The following is a 15199-nucleotide window of genomic DNA, read 5'->3' on the forward strand; positions in this document are numbered from 1 at the left end:
GGTGAGAAAGAATGGAGAAAGAGGAGCAGAAGGCGTATCATCGCTATATACGTGGCATTATTTTAATTGGTTTAGCAATGCTCTTATTTAAACTACTTGTAACAGGGAATATTTATAATTTTATCGCTCCAAAAATGATCAAATTTACGTATATAGCTTTTGTAGTAATTTTAATTTTGGGTACTGTACAAGTTTGGGGAGATGGAAGAGAAAAACAGCATGATTGTAATTGTTGTAAACATCATAAAACATCAAAATCAGGGATAAAAAGTTTCTTTGTATATGTTTTATTTGTTGTTCCGATAGTTAGTGCTTTTCTCTTTGGAAGTGTAACAATTGATGGAAGTTTAGCAGGAAAAAGGGGTATGAATCAAAGTGTACAGGCGAGAAGTCTGGAAAGGAACGAAAAAGAGGGGAAACAGGTTAATTTTGATGGGCGAGAAGTATCAGTTGATCCAGAAGAAACATCAAATTTATCAACGACTTATGAAACGGAAGAGCAAGTAGTAAAAAGTATGTTAGGACAGCGTAAACTACAAGTAAAGGATAAGGATTATGTTCAAACAATGAATGTAATTGGTCAAAATGTTAATTGGTTTAAAGGGAAAGAAATTACATTCTTAGGGTTTATATATAAGGATAAAGATGTGACGGGTAATAAAGCAGTAGTGGCTCGATATGGCATAACTTGTTGTATTGCGGATGCATCAGTCTGGGGGATGATTGTCACTGGGCGAAACGTTGAAAAAATTCCAGAAGAAACATGGGTGGAAATAACAGGATTATTAGATGAAACGACATATAAAGGAACAGTCTTTCCACTTGTAAAAGTAAACAAAATCGAGAAAATTAATAAGCCAACTGACCCATATGTATATGATGCTTTACCTCAATAGAAAAGAATAAATTCTTTATATTTTCATGAAATAGAATCATAATCATGACGATAAAAAAATAAAGATAAGAGTAATTTGGTTTGTTAAAAATATGTGTATAAGGAGATATGCAATGAACTGGGTTACTCATAAACCATCGTTTGACTTTGAAAAATTTAGTCCTATTATTCGGTCACAATCTGCGTGGAGTGGGCATTTGAATTTCGCATATGACTTAGTACGATTTGAAAAACCAGCAACTTTAGTTGAGTTAGGTACACATCTAGGTGCTTCCTTCTTCAGTTTTTGTCAGGGAGTAAAAGATGGTGGGTTAACTACAAAATGTTTTGCTGTAGATACTTGGGCTGGAGATGGGCATACAGGTCCATATGGAGAAGGGGTTTTTCAAATAGTAGAAAAAGTTGTGAGTGCTAACTACATTAATATAGGAAAATTAATTCGGTCTACTTTTGATGATGCTATAGATCAGTTTCAAGATGAAACGATAAATCTTTTGCATATTGATGGCTATCATACGTATGAAGCTGTTTCTCATGATTATAAAACGTGGTTACCTAAAGTCGCCAAAAACGGTATTGTATTATTTCATGATATTGAAGTGAGAAGTGGTGATTTTGGCGTGTATAAGTTTTGGGATGAGATCAAGGCGAAGCACCCTCATTTTCAGTTTGGACATTCATACGGACTCGGAGTATTATTTCCAAAAGGGTGTAGTGATAAGTTTTCGGAGATACTTAAAAATAAAGAAGAAATACAAAATTTGTATAAATAAAAGTGGAGCATGCATCATTTTAATGATGTGTGCTTTTTTGGGGGAGAAAAATGGTAGTCCTTAAAAGGTGAAGATAATAGTAAAAAATCTTATTGTGGCAAATATTAAAAAAGTTATTCTTAGATTATTCTATCTAAATAAAAATGTAACATTTTTTATATTTTCCATTGCGAAAAGTAACATCTACTTTTACAATAGAAAAGGTGTCCAATATATTATACTGGAAAAATAAATCGAAATAATATGAAAATTTTGTTTTGTCTTCGCTAATTGTATACTACATACATGTAAGACGACATACATCATGTTATCGACTTGTAAGGAGAGAAAAAAATGAAAAGTGTAAGATTACCATCGATACCAGAAATTATCGTTCTTTTAATGCTATTTCTTGCTGTCGTCTTTTCCTTCCAAACGATTTTTGATCTCCCAATTCAATTAGCGCTGTTTATTTCATGGTTTTTAGTTATTGCGCTTGGATTAAGGTTAGGATTTCGTTATCAAGAATTGCAAGATGCAATTACAAAAGGAATTTCTAATGGATTAGAAGCTATTCTTATTTTAGTTGCAGTAGGTGCTTTAATTGGAACATGGATTGCTGGTGGGGTTGTACCAACATTAATTTATTATGGATTAGAATTTATCCACCCAAGCATATTCTTACTGGCAACTTTAATTATTTGTTCTATAACATCTATTGCGACTGGAACATCATGGGGAACAGTTGGAACAGCTGGTATAGCTATGATGGCGATTGGTGAAGGGCTTGGATTACCACTTCCGCTTGTTGCTGGTGCAGTTCTTTCAGGAGCTTATTTCGGAGATAAATTATCACCACTTTCTGATAGTACAGTTCTTGCAGCTTCTATGGCAAAAGTAGATGTTATTGCTCACGTTCGAGCTATGCTTGTATTAGACGTTCCGGCGTATATTATTACTAGTATTATGTTTACTGTAGCTGGCTGGATGTACGGCGGGGATAATGTAGATTTGAACCGAGTAGAGTTTTTAAAAGAAGCTTTATTAAAGCAATTTGATATTAAAATATGGATGCTTGTTCCAGCGATCATTGTTATCGTTCTATTAGCAATGAAGAAACCGTCGATGCCAACAATTGCAATGGGAGCTTTAATCGGTGCAATTTGGGCAACTCTTTTCCAAGGGATGAACTTTGGAGAGGCAATTGGAACAGCTTATAATGGATTCTCAATTCAATCTGGTGTTGAGTTTGTCGATAAGTTATTAAACCGTGGTGGAATTAACGGTATGCTTGGCTCAGTAGCCGTTATTATATTTGGCTTAGGTTTTGGTGGATTACTTGAAAAGCTAGGTGTTCTTAAAGTAATCGTATCGAAATTTGAGAAGAAATTAAATTCTGCAGGTAATGTAACGTTGTCTACATTAATCGTTGCATTTTTAGCGAACGTATTTGGTTGTGCGATGTACGTATCACTTATTTTAACGCCGAAAATTATGGAAGATAGCTATGATAAACTAAAAATAGACCGTCGTGTATTAGCACGTAACTCAGAAGTAGGTGGAACGTTAACTTCAGGTATGGTTCCATGGTCGGATAATGGTATTTTTATGGCTGGTATTTTAGGGGTAGCAACGTTATCATATATTCCATTTATGTGGTTAAGTTTTGTATCGTTAATTTTAGCAGTTATTTACGGATATACAGGCAAGTTCATTTGGTATGTAGATGATGCGGATAAAGGAAAGCAAGCATCATAAATGAAAAATCACCTTCTACACATTGTAGAAGGTGATTTTTTTATTTTGTATTTTGAGCTATTGAGGTTATTTCATGCTCATATTTAGTGATTTTTTGTTGTATCTTTTTTAAGTTCTTTTCAGTATCTTGAATGTGCTGTAAAACATTTATCTTTTGTTGTTTCATTAATTCTAATCGTTGAAGGATAGTAGATTCTCCATCCATGGACCAGTCAATAAATTGTTTTATTTTTTGAATAGGCATACCAGTTTCTTTTAAACATAAAATCATCTCTAAATATTTGAGTGCTTCTTCGTTAAAAACTCGATCTCCTTTTTCATTTCTTTGAAGAAAAGGGAACAGTCCTTGTCGATCGTAATAATGTATTTGAGAAATAGTTAAGTGGTGCATTTTGGCGACTTGACCAATTGTATAATACATGTGATTCATCCTCTTGTTACCAGGGTATAATTCCGTTTTTATTTAATATTTTACCATTGTAATTTGTTGCACTTAATGCATATTTAATAATAATCTTAGCACTTTCATTGGTTGTATGGCCACCAGGTGCATTTCCATTAAGGTCGGTAGTTGTAAAACCAGGTGTTACCCCGAAAACTGCTGGACCGTTAGTACCAAATTCTTTGCTAAAAGCTAATGTTAAAGCGTTAATAGCTGTTTTTGAAGAATTATATCCTAAAGCATTAATTGGATGTGTTTCACCATTAGCGAACATTGTTTGTGAAGCCATGTCAGTTGTTACATTTATTATTTTGCTGTTGTTTGACTTCTTTAATGATGGTAAAAAGGCTTGCATCATTTGGAAAGTTCCAAAAAAGTTAATTTCAAATCCTTGACGTAAAGTTTCAATATTTAATTTGCTAGGTAGCGTATTGAAGTCTAGTGCTATACCTGCGTTATTGATTAGTAAATCTAAGTGATCAGTCGTTTCATACATTTTTTTCATTGCTTTTTGAATGGATTGTGAATTTGAAATATCTACTTGAACATAAGAAACGTTGGAAATATTTAAAGATTTCACAGCTTCTTGACCAAGTTGTTCATTGCGAGCACCTAAAAATACGTGATAGCCTTTCTCTGCTAATTGGCGAACGAGTTCATATCCAATTCCTTTATTTGCACCTGTTACAAAAGCGTATTTTTTCATATTGAATTCCTCCAGTATCTTTTTAGTAGGTCACAATGAAAAGGATACAGCCTAAACTTAAGTTTAGGTCAAGAGGAATTTTAAAAAATAAATATCAAATATTTATATATATGAGTGAGAATTCTTATCATTTGAAGGGAAGTCTGTTAATATAAGAAATGTAGGTATTAAATTTTCAAGGGGATGAAAAAATGGAGTACAGAATTGAAAGAGACACATTAGGAGAAATAAAAGTTCCGGCTGATAAATTATGGGCAGCGCAAACACAAAGAAGTAAAGAGAACTTCCCAATTGGAACAGAGCAAATGCCGCTTGAAATTGTAAAAGCATTTGCGATTTTAAAGAAAAGTGCGGCCCTTAGTAATCAAAAACTAGGGAAGTTATCAGAAGAGAAAGCAAAAGCAATTGTGGAAGCTGCTGATGAAGTGATTGAAGGGAAATGGAATGAGCATTTTCCACTTGTCGTATGGCAAACGGGTAGTGGTACACAATCTAACATGAATGTGAATGAAGTAATTGCAAACCGCGGGAATCAAATTTTGAAAGAAAAGGGATCTGACGTACATATTCATCCGAATGATGATGTGAACATGTCTCAAAGTTCAAACGATACATTTCCAACAGCGCTTCATGTAGCATGTGTAATTGCGGTAGAAAATCACGTATTACCAGCAATTACGAAGTTAAAAGAAACTTTAGCAGAAAAAGCAACTGCATTTGAACATATTATAAAAATCGGTCGTACACATTTACAAGATGCAACACCGTTAACTTTGGGACAAGAAATTAGTGGATGGCACCGTATGCTTGAAAAAACTGAGCGTATGATTGCTGAGAGCAATACATATATGAAAGAGTTAGCAATCGGTGGTACTGCAGTTGGAACGGGTATTAATGCTCATCCTAAATTTGGTGATATGGTATCTGAGGAAATTAGCCAATTTACAGGTAAGAACTTTATTTCTGCACCAAATAAGTTCCATGCATTAACGAGCCATGATGAAGTTGTATATACTCATGGTGCATTAAAGGCATTAGCGGCTGATTTAATGAAGATTGCTAACGATGTACGTTGGCTTGCAAGTGGTCCACGTAGTGGTCTTGGAGAAATTATTATTCCAGCAAATGAGCCAGGAAGCTCGATTATGCCAGGTAAAGTAAATCCAACACAAAGTGAAGCGTTAACAATGGTTGTGGCGCAAGTGATGGGAAATGATGCAACAATCGGGTTTGCTGCGAGCCAAGGTAACTTTGAGTTAAACGTATTTAAACCAGTTATTGCTTATAACTTCTTACAATCAGCGCACTTATTAGCGGATGCAATTGTTTCGTTTAATGATAATTGTGCAGTTGGTATTGAAGCGGATGAAGCAGTAATTAACGAAAACGTGAATCGTTCATTAATGCTTGTTACAGCATTAAACCCGCATATTGGGTATGAAAATGCAGCGAAAATTGCGAAACATGCTCATAAAGATGGTTTAACTTTAAAAGAGGCAGCATTGCAATCGGGATTATTAACAGAAGAGCAATTTGACGAAATTGTAGATCCGAAAAAAATGATCGCTCCAAAAGAATAATAGAAGAAGCCCAGATTCGAAATTTCGAATCTGGGCTTTTTTTCACATATAAATTTTAATCCCTTTTTATGTTTTCTTCAACTGCACAACTGTAAGTTCTGAAATATTATTTGGTAGTGGTCGAATGGATTACTTTTATATGTGGGCAGTTCTCTTTTAAGAGTGAAATGAATTTTTCTTCGTCTTGTGGTACGAAAGTTTTCACGGAATCAAATAAATTGTAATCAATTTCTAATTGCTGTCGAGTCCATTTTTCTGAACGGAGTTTTTTGCCAGAGTATTTAATGTGACGAATGTCTTCAAATGGAATTTCAGTGCGCAGTATGAAACCGTGTTTTACAACAATTGATGATTTCGTTATATTATAGTGTGAAAAATAGAATGAAGAAAGATTCACGATATTTAACAGCATCATAAGAGTAAAAAAAATAGAATTTTCATTTTGGAAGAATAGTGAAATGAAAAAAATAATTATAAATAATATAATGAAAATGATGTGAAATGGATTTTTTTTTGCTTTAAATTTCAAGTAAGTCACCTCGATAAAAGTGTTCTTTAAATAAATTAAATCACAATATCTTAATGAAACGCGAGAATATGCAAGATTGCATATTTTTTGGGTTTGTTATTCGTGTAAAATTTTTTGATAGGATAAATGTAAATGAAGTTTTTTTATAGTGGAGTGGCATGAAGTGGCTTATAAGAATAGAAATGTAGCGCTAGTCATATTTAGTTGTATAATGATTATGAGTGGCTGTTCAAATAAAATGGTTGAGGATGGAAACCGAAAACATGTATTTATAGAGACAAGTAAAGTTTTAGTAGAGGTTGTTTACAAAAAATATAAAAGATGAAAGGGTGCTTCCATAAAAGGAAGCGCCTTTTTTGTAGTTAAAATGGAATATTTGATAGGGGTAAATAGAGGGTTTGTTTCATTTCGGATATCACTTTAATTAAGTTATTACAGTTTCTCCATGGAATAATAATGAAATTATAGTTAGCGGTTATTTGAGGGATTTATAGATGATTTTATAAAAGTTTGCAAAATAGGTAAACGAAACATTGAAATGTCTGATTTATGTATGTTAAGATGATGAAGTGATAATAAACGTAATTGTAATTCGTTTGTTTTTTTAATAAACATTTTGAAGGAGTGTTTAGTGTGAACGATATTTCAGAGAAGTTTTGGGATGCGTCGGTAGAGGAATTGAAAAAAGGGTATGTGTTTGATGAGGAAGCAGAGGAGTATATTTGTTTAGCATGTGGAGAAGCGTTTATTAAGGGAGTTATTTATCAACATAATCAAGTTTTGTATGAAGCAGAGAAGTTTGTCCAATTGCATATGCATAGTGAGCATACGTCTATGTTTGATTATTTATTAAATCTTGATAAGAAGTTTACTGGTTTAACTGATTTACAAAAGAAGATGGTTCAGTTTTTCCATATGGGACTGAATGATAAAGAAATTGTAAAAGAGATGGACGGCGGTAGCACATCGACGATTCGTAATCATCGTTTTACATTGCGAGAGAAGATGAAGCAAGCAAAAGTATTTTTAGCGTTAATGGAATTATCAGAAGAAAAATCGAAGGTACAAACGAAATTTGTACCAATTCATAGAACAGCAACGATGGTGGATGATCGATACAATATTACGGAAGAAGAAAATGACGAAGTATTAAAAACTCATTTTATAGATGGATTAGATGGACAGCTTTCTAAATTTCCGAAGAAGCAAAAGCGTAAATTAATTATATTACGTCACTTAGTGAAAAAGTTTGATAGTAATCAAAAGTATTCCGAAAAAGAAGTGAATACAATTTTAGAAAATGTATATCCAGATTTCGTGACTTTAAGAAGATATTTAATTGAATATGGATTTTTAGATAGAACAGTAGATGGAAGTCAATATTGGGTGAAGTTATAATAATGCGGAAAGAAAATGAATAGAAGCAAATCATTATAACAACTATACAAAGAGATAGAGATGGAAAAAAGATTTTTAATAAAAGGAGAAATGAAATTTGAAACCACCTACAGATAACAATAAAGAAGGTGTGGAGTCACATAAGTTAGAAAGTGAGAGTAAACCGATTTGGAAATCGATGTCTATGTTTTTAGTACCGTTATTATTAAGTAATGTACTTCAATCAGTTGGACAATTATTTGGTATGGTCGTAGTAGGGAGATGGCTTGGTGTCAATGATTTAGCAGCTATATCAGCATTCTTTCCTTTATTTTTCCTACTCGTTTCATTCGTAATTGGAATTGGGTCGGGTAGTTCTATTTTAATTGGTCAGGCGTTTGGCGCTAAAAATGAAGATCGTTTAAAAGCTATCGTTGGTACGACACTTACATTTACGTTTATTATCGGAGTTGCATTGGCGATAATAGGCAGTATTTTTGCAATGGATATTATGCGTCTAATGGGAACGCCAGAAAATATAATTGAAAAAAGTGTACATTATGCAAGAATTTTATTTATATCGATGCCAGTATTATTTTTATATTTTGCATACACAACATTTATGAGAGGGACAGGAGATTCTAAAACGCCATTTTACTTTTTAATTGTAAGTACAGCGCTAAATATGATCTTATTACCAATTCTTATTTTTGGCTGGTTAGGAGCTCCGAAATTAGATGTGTATGGAGCAGCATATGCTTCTGTTATATCGACAGTTATTACGTTTATTGTCATGCTAGTGTATTTAAAGAAGAAAAATCATCCACTACAACTAGATGGAACGGTAAGGAAATACCTTCGAATGGATGGTGAGTTATTAAAGCTATTGCTACGACTCGGTATTCCAGCGAGTATTAATATGATATTAGTTTCATTATCAGAAATTGCGGTAATCGCGTTTGTAAATCGTTATGGTTCGGATGCAACAGCTGCTTATGGCGTCGTGAATCAAGTTGCCAGTTATGTACAAATGCCAGCGGTTAGCCTTGGCATTACAGTCTCTATTTTTGCGGCACAATCAATTGGTGCAAATCAATTTGATCGATTGCAGAAAGTTGTAAAAGCTGGAATTATTATGAACTATGTTATCGGTGGTATGTTAATATCTCTTATTTACTTGTTCTCAAGAGACATTTTATCACTATTTTTAACGAGTCAAACTACAATTGATATTGCTCATAGTTTAGTCATGATTACATTATGGAGTTATTTAATTTTCGGTCATGCACAAATTATTAGTGCGACAATGCGAGCGAGTGGTACAGTATTATGGCCAACTGTTATTGGTGTTGTATCAATTTGGCTAGTTGAAGTACCAGTAGCATATTATCTTTCTTACCATACAAGCCTTGGAATTGAAGGGATATGGATTGGATACCCAGCAGCATTTATTGTTAGTCTCATATTACAGTATGCATATTATAAGCTTTCATGGCAGAAGAAACGAATTACACGATTAGTTAGTTAAATAGTGAAAATGTCCCTAAGTTATTATACTTAGGGACATTTTTTGAAGCGTATGTTTATCCCGCAAAAGCCCGATAGATGAGGGCTAATAATTAGTGGGGATGAAGAAAACCCCCACTGATTAAAGCATCACTTTATAAATAGCTTTTTAAAGTGATATCAAAATGTTGTCTAATAAGTTTTTTATCACTCATATAAAACTCCCACGCTTTTTCTGGTGCACCGATAATTTCAAAGGATTCTTCTGTAATATATAAAGCGCAATCATCTTCTAGTGCAATCCCCTCTATATTACCTTGGTGATTTTGTAAAAAGGAATGAAAAGCATTCATTCTATTTAATTGATTATAATGTGGGCAAAACCTTTTGTTAACAATCCCCCATCCGTTACTTTCTACATAACCAGAACCTTCATAATCTGATCGAATACTAGATGTGAACCAACACATAGCACCAGCACTATACCCTGCAATGAGTGTTCCTTGCTCGAGAGCCAATAGTAATTTCTCATCTAGTTTATGTTCTTTCCATTGTGTAAGCATTTCAACATAGTTTCCACCACCAAGGTAAATGAAATCGGCTGAATGAATCATCTCATCTATTTCATACTTAGAAGGTGTATCGGTTATAGTACGTAAAATTTGTACATCACAATGGAATTGGTTTTCAAACGTGTCTAAAAATAATTTTATATAGCTTTCATCATCATGACTGGCTGTTGGAATGAATAATATTTTTGGGTACTGTTTATTTGTTAATTCTATAAGTCGTTCATTAATATGAAAGTGATTTAAATCTTGTAAATCACCACCACCAATGACAGCTAATTTCATAGTAAAGCACCACCTAATCATTTTTGTTATGTAAAAATTCGATAGAAGAGAGTTACATTCCTTCTCTAATGTAATGAATAAAGAGAAAATACAGTTTAAATATATTGGAATAGTAAAGGGAACGATGACTATATAGAGTGATGAATTAGAAACAGTTTATTGATATATAATATTGCATACTATTGTTTCAAAATATGGAAACAATATGGTTAAATGGATATAACGACTCATTAATTAATATTGAATTAGTGTATATATTTTATAAAGGCGTCGGAAATACTAGGGATTTTACAAACGTATTTTTTACTTTTTATAGGAACTTGTATTGCAATATGGTAAAATTATATTAATATATTTATTCGGTATAGAATGAAAAAAGGAGCGTGAAAAAAGTGGATTTTCGATTTGAATTTACAACGAAGTTGAAAGAATACTTAGATGATGAGAAGGATGAAAAAATAATAAAAGATGGACATAGAGATATAATTTTTCATTATTTATATGCATTAGAGAGTGAAATTGGCGTCGTTAAAAATCCTAACTTTACTTTTTTTGCATCAGGAAGACGTTCACATATAGTATTGGAGAACGTTGAATTTAAAACGGAAGTCAATGTGAAAAGTAATATAATTGAAATTACAAAAATAGTGGATAATGTAGCTATTCCGTTAGACACTATCGTAGCGAAAAATCGGGAATTATTTGCACTTGGGCGTAATGAGAAGTTTAGTGTACAAATATTAGAGCAGTATCTCTTTGATACATTTGGAGAGAAGTTAGGTTTACAATGAATGGATGTTCATAATTAGTGGATAGCAGTTTATACTATTCGTGTTTGACCTTTCATTTAATTTGTACTACAATCTGTAGTGTGAAAGGAGCCATACTATGTTTACTCAAAATTATAAGTTAAATGAGCAAGGGTTAAATCACTTCTTTGGACCGCTTGAAGCGAAAATAATGGAGATTGTTTGGTCCACTGAAGGTATTACCATTAAAGAAGTACAGCAGAAATTAAGTGAAGAATCACCGGTGAACTTTAATACTGTTATGACAGTTATGAACAGGTTAGTAGAGAAACTACACTTAGAAAAACAGACTGTGAGAAGAAGTGGCATATATCATGCTGTACAAACAAAAGAAGAATTCTTATCCAATCAAACGAAGAAAATGACGCAGGAATTAATGGGGGAATTTGGAGATTTAGTTGTAAATCATATGTTAGATGAGTTAGAGCAGGCTGATCCGACTTTACTAAAAAAATTAGAAGATAAATTGAGTCAGTTAAAAAAAGAGGATCGATAAAATGAAATGGCAAATGCGTAAAATCGTATTGTTAGCAGTAATTGTTAGTACTCTCTTTTTTTGTATGTTAACGTATTACGTTACATATCCATTTCTTTTTCAAAATAAGGCGTTCTTTCTTTCAAAGTTTTGCTTGTTTCAGTTAGAAAAACATATGAAAGAACTATCGTTGATTCGTATCATAATAGCTGGATTATTATTACTTACTGTACTGATAGTGTGCAAAAGAATTTGGCGGCAATTTTTCTATAGTAAAAAATTACACAAAGTACTTGTACCTTTTATTAGAAAAGGAAAACAAATATATATATTACCGACCGAGGAAATTGCAGCATTTACAATTGGATTATTTCGTCCGAAAGTTATCATGTCAGAAGGGATACTTCACACGTTTTCAGAGGAAGAAATTGATGCGATTGTTTTTCATGAAGAATATCATCAAAACAATCGGGATCCACTAAAATTATTTTGTTTTACGTTATTAGCAGAAGGAATGTTGTACATCCCGATACTAAAAGGGCTGCTACAGCGATACCATACGTATCAAGAGTTAGCAGCAGATAAATATGCGATGCAAAAAATGAAATCCTCATTCGAGTTAGGTAGCGCGTTATTAAAATTAATTAAAATAAAGACAATGGAAAATCGATGTGTGACAGCTTCATTTGCAAAAACAGCAATAAATTTACGAATTGAGCAAGTGTTAAATGAAAAAGTTGTGAAGCTTACTATACCATTACATACAAATTCGGTATATGTAACACTAGGTTTATTCTGTATGTCGATTGTACTTATTGTCGGAGAGTGCATATAGCCTCTTTTTTTAACAATTAACACTACTCGATGTAGTGTTTTTAGGGGGAATAAAATGAACGCAGCAGATTTAACAATTTGGCTTGTAGCTGGGGCGGGAGTATTGTCATTTATATCGCCATGCTCTTTACCGCTATATCCATCTTATTTATCTTATATTACAGGTGTTTCTATTCAAGATTTAAAAGAGAATCGTGGGATTATGCAAAAATCAGCGATTATACATACCGTATTTTTTATGATTGGATTTTCAGTTATATTTTATGCGTTAGGTTTGTCGGTAAGCTGGATTGGAATAACATTCTCATCTAACCAAAAATTGATTCAACAAATTGGTGGGGTTTTTATTGTTTTGATGGGGTTATTTATGACTGGATTGTTTCAGCCAAAGTGGCTTATGGCAGAGAAAAAGGTGCAGTATAGAAGTAAATCGACTGGATATATTCGTTCGATTTTAGTCGGTATGACATATGCAGCGGGATGGACGCCATGTGTTGGGCCGATATTTTCAGCTGTACTCATGCTTGGTGCGACGAATCCTGAAGGGGCACTTCTTTATATTACAGCGTATACGCTTGGATTTGCAGTTCCATTTTTCGTGATGGCATTCTTTATCGGAAAGGTAAAGTGGATTGTTACATATGCCAATGTCATGATGAAAATTGGCGGCGGAATGATGATTGTAACAGGTGTTTTATTGTATACAAATCAAATGACGAAAATTACAGCGTTCTTTATTCGCCTATTTGGTGGATTTACAGGATTTTAAAAAATGAGGAGGAAGAAAAGTGAAGAAACTAATTGCTATTATATTAGTAGGAGCACTCGTTTGGGCGGGTGTTAACTTTTATAACTCAAAGAAAGAAGAAAAGGAAAGAAAAGCGAAACAAGCGGAGTTAAAAGAGAAAGAAGTATTACCACAAATAGGATTTAAAGCACCAAATATAACATTAAAAGGATTAGATGGAAAGTTGTATTCGCTAAATGATGCGAAGGGAAAACCATATATTATTAATTTTTGGGCATCGTGGTGTGGACCATGTGAAATGGAGGCACCTGACTTAGTTCGTTTTTATGACAAATATAAAAAGGATATTGAAATCTTTGCAGTAAATGCAACTGTTAGTGACCCAGTACAAGAAGCAACTGCATTTGCGGATCGCTATGGATTTGAGTTTCCAGTTCTTCTAGATATGGATGGAGTAGCTGGATTAGATTATAAAGTATTTTCTTTACCAACGACATTTTTTGTTAATAAAGATGGAATTATAATAGATCATGTACGAGGGGTATTACCTCCAGATCAATTAGAAAAGAAATTTCAAAAATTAATTGAGGGTTAAGAGGGGATTTTGCAGTGATGGAGTGGATCATGAGGTTACAACCCGTATCTCTTATAATTGGAAGTCTATTTGGATTTATGCTGATGAAACGAAAGATGAAGCATCAAAATGTACCGTATGAAAAAATGATGGATGCTGTAACAAATGCGTTTCTTATTATCGTATTTGTATGGAAATTTGCACCGGCAATTTTAAATCCAGTATGGGCTTTTAGGTCGCCATTGCAAGCATTACTAGCTGTAGGAAGCATGCAGCACATTTTAATAGGGGGCATAATTGCGAGTGCATATATTGTTTGGAAAAGTAAAAAAGAGCAATTTTCGCTTCGTATTTTACTTGATGCATTGCCTTTTGCATTGTGCGTGAGCAGTATCTTTTATTTTCTATTCCATCGAGAAGTAGGTGTACAAACGACACTACCATGGGGAATGAAAATATATGAATCTACATTTTTATATCATCCAATTTTCGTATACGAGATCATCCTCGCCCTTTGTGTAATTGGTTTGTTATGGATGAAAAATGAAAGATTAGGAACTGGAAAAAATATAAGTGTTTTTCTAATTTGTGAGGGGACTGCTCATATTGTTATTTCGCTTATTAGTGAACAAAATTCGGTTCTATTTGGCTTGTCAATACAGCAAATACTTAGTTTTTGTGTTATTAGTTTAGGCATTTTGTTCATGCCGAAAAAATAAAAATAGCCATGTACGGAGAGTATCCGTGCGTGGCTATTTTTATTTTATATATTAAAAAATCGGCGGGGTAACAGAAAATAAGACAATCGCATTTTTCTCGAATTGATTTACCCATTTATGCTTTAAATAAGCAGGTATTTTTACACTATCACCAGTTTCTAATGTGTACTCTTCTTCATTTAAATACAATGTAATTGTTCCGTCTAATACGAAGGCTAATTCTTCACCTTTATGTTCTAGAACATTATCTGATGAAGAAGTATTTGGAGGAACAGTCATAATTGCTGTTGCTAAATTACCTGTGAAATCAGGTGATAGCATTTCATATGATAAATTATCGATAATCATTTTTTTACGTTTATGAGAGCGCACGATTAAATCGTCAGTATTTGTTTCTTCAAGCAGAAAACTAAATGTTGGAACATCCAGTGCCTTTGCGAGTACCTTTAACGTTTGAATGGAAGGGTTAGCAGAACCACGCTCAATTTGACTTAACATAGATGGTGTAATTTCAGCCATATTTGCTAGTTCTTTACTAGTTAAACCTTTTTCTTTTCTTTGCTTTTCAATTTTTTTACCAATATCTATATTTTCCATAAAACATTCTCCTTAACGATTATTAAATTATATTTAAATAAATT

17 protein-coding genes are annotated in these 15199 nt (G+C 33.2%); 12 read left to right on the top strand and 5 right to left on the bottom strand.

What is annotated here, in order from left to right; genetic code table 11:
• Window positions 1-11: 11 nt before the first annotated feature.
• The 3 genes from JDS92_RS05160 (at window position 12) to nhaC (ending at window position 3405) form a co-directional block, all read left to right on the top strand.
• Window positions 12-896: a TIGR03943 family putative permease subunit gene (locus JDS92_RS05160; protein ID WP_097957143.1), complete on the top strand. Its 885-nt coding sequence runs from the start codon at window positions 12-14 to the stop codon at window positions 894-896.
• 112 nt (window positions 897-1008) lie between these two features.
• The gene (locus tag JDS92_RS05165) at window positions 1009-1668 is read left to right on the top strand and encodes a class I SAM-dependent methyltransferase (RefSeq protein ID WP_001104661.1); all 660 of its coding nucleotides are present in this window, start codon (window positions 1009-1011) and stop codon (window positions 1666-1668) included.
• A 333-nt stretch (window positions 1669-2001) separates the two neighbouring features.
• Window positions 2002-3405, top strand: coding sequence for a Na+/H+ antiporter NhaC (gene nhaC / locus JDS92_RS05170; protein ID WP_000843970.1), 1404 nt, complete (start codon window positions 2002-2004; stop codon window positions 3403-3405).
• A 40-nt stretch (window positions 3406-3445) separates the two neighbouring features.
• Here nhaC and JDS92_RS05175 read toward each other — a convergent pair whose 3' ends face one another.
• Together JDS92_RS05175 and JDS92_RS05180 are read right to left on the bottom strand one after the other, a co-directional pair.
• Complete coding sequence (locus tag JDS92_RS05175) at window positions 3446-3826, bottom strand: MerR family transcriptional regulator (RefSeq protein ID WP_000291852.1); 381 nt, start codon at window positions 3824-3826, stop codon at window positions 3446-3448.
• A 16-nt stretch (window positions 3827-3842) separates the two neighbouring features.
• The gene (locus JDS92_RS05180; RefSeq protein ID WP_000759568.1) at window positions 3843-4553 is read right to left on the bottom strand and encodes an SDR family NAD(P)-dependent oxidoreductase; all 711 of its coding nucleotides are present in this window, start codon (window positions 4551-4553) and stop codon (window positions 3843-3845) included.
• Window positions 4554-4744: 191 nt separating this feature from the next.
• Here JDS92_RS05180 and fumC point away from each other — a divergent pair, with 191 nt between their 5' ends.
• On the top strand, window positions 4745-6133 hold the full coding sequence (fumC, locus tag JDS92_RS05185; protein ID WP_000456621.1) for a class II fumarate hydratase: 1389 nt from the start codon (window positions 4745-4747) through the stop codon (window positions 6131-6133).
• Window positions 6134-6239: 106 nt separating this feature from the next.
• On the opposite strand, the gene JDS92_RS05190 is transcribed toward fumC, so the two are convergent.
• On the bottom strand, window positions 6240-6662 hold the full coding sequence (locus JDS92_RS05190; RefSeq protein ID WP_000669050.1) for a PH domain-containing protein: 423 nt from the start codon (window positions 6660-6662) through the stop codon (window positions 6240-6242).
• Between the two features lie 633 nt (window positions 6663-7295).
• Here JDS92_RS05190 and JDS92_RS05195 point away from each other — a divergent pair.
• Window positions 7296-8060, top strand: a complete 765-nt coding sequence (locus tag JDS92_RS05195) for a DUF2087 domain-containing protein (RefSeq protein ID WP_199631604.1) — start codon at window positions 7296-7298, stop codon at window positions 8058-8060.
• 97 nt (window positions 8061-8157) lie between these two features.
• Window positions 8158-9567 carry an MATE family efflux transporter gene (locus JDS92_RS05200; protein ID WP_199631605.1) on the top strand — a complete coding sequence of 470 codons (1410 nt, stop codon included), beginning with the start codon at window positions 8158-8160 and terminating at the stop codon, window positions 9565-9567.
• Window positions 9568-9700: 133 nt separating this feature from the next.
• Here the strand turns inward: JDS92_RS05200 and JDS92_RS05205 are convergent, their stop codons facing one another.
• Window positions 9701-10399: a peptidase E gene (locus JDS92_RS05205; protein ID WP_087970123.1), complete on the bottom strand. Its 699-nt coding sequence runs from the start codon at window positions 10397-10399 to the stop codon at window positions 9701-9703.
• Between the two features lie 392 nt (window positions 10400-10791).
• Between JDS92_RS05205 and JDS92_RS05210 the strand changes: the two genes are divergently transcribed.
• The 6 genes from JDS92_RS05210 to JDS92_RS05235 all read left to right on the top strand — a co-directional run bounded on the left by JDS92_RS05210 (window position 10792) and on the right by JDS92_RS05235 (window position 14558).
• Window positions 10792-11190, top strand: coding sequence for a DUF3942 family protein (locus JDS92_RS05210; protein ID WP_140158541.1), 399 nt, complete (start codon window positions 10792-10794; stop codon window positions 11188-11190).
• 97 nt (window positions 11191-11287) lie between these two features.
• Window positions 11288-11704 carry a BlaI/MecI/CopY family transcriptional regulator gene (locus tag JDS92_RS05215; protein ID WP_000495072.1) on the top strand — a complete coding sequence of 139 codons (417 nt, stop codon included), beginning with the start codon at window positions 11288-11290 and terminating at the stop codon, window positions 11702-11704.
• Between the two features lies 1 nt (window position 11705).
• Window positions 11706-12518: a M56 family metallopeptidase gene (locus tag JDS92_RS05220; protein ID WP_087970121.1), complete on the top strand. Its 813-nt coding sequence runs from the start codon at window positions 11706-11708 to the stop codon at window positions 12516-12518.
• A gap of 54 nt (window positions 12519-12572) precedes the next feature.
• Window positions 12573-13286, top strand: coding sequence for a cytochrome c-type biogenesis protein CcdA (ccdA, locus tag JDS92_RS05225; protein ID WP_000990445.1), 714 nt, complete (start codon window positions 12573-12575; stop codon window positions 13284-13286).
• A gap of 19 nt (window positions 13287-13305) precedes the next feature.
• The gene (locus JDS92_RS05230; RefSeq protein ID WP_098912053.1) at window positions 13306-13860 is read left to right on the top strand and encodes a TlpA family protein disulfide reductase; all 555 of its coding nucleotides are present in this window, start codon (window positions 13306-13308) and stop codon (window positions 13858-13860) included.
• A 17-nt stretch (window positions 13861-13877) separates the two neighbouring features.
• Window positions 13878-14558 (top strand): prolipoprotein diacylglyceryl transferase family protein, encoded by a 681-nt coding sequence (locus tag JDS92_RS05235; protein ID WP_087970120.1) that lies wholly within the window; start codon window positions 13878-13880, stop codon window positions 14556-14558.
• A 51-nt stretch (window positions 14559-14609) separates the two neighbouring features.
• On the opposite strand, the gene JDS92_RS05240 is transcribed toward JDS92_RS05235, so the two are convergent.
• Window positions 14610-15155 (bottom strand): helix-turn-helix domain-containing protein, encoded by a 546-nt coding sequence (locus tag JDS92_RS05240; protein WP_098912052.1) that lies wholly within the window; start codon window positions 15153-15155, stop codon window positions 14610-14612.
• Between the last annotated feature and the right edge of the window lie 44 nt (window positions 15156-15199).

Origin of the sequence: Bacillus cereus group sp. N12 (assembly GCF_016483575.1) — a bacterium.
GTDB classification, from domain to species: Bacteria; Bacillota; Bacilli; order Bacillales; family Bacillaceae_G; genus Bacillus_A; species Bacillus_A toyonensis.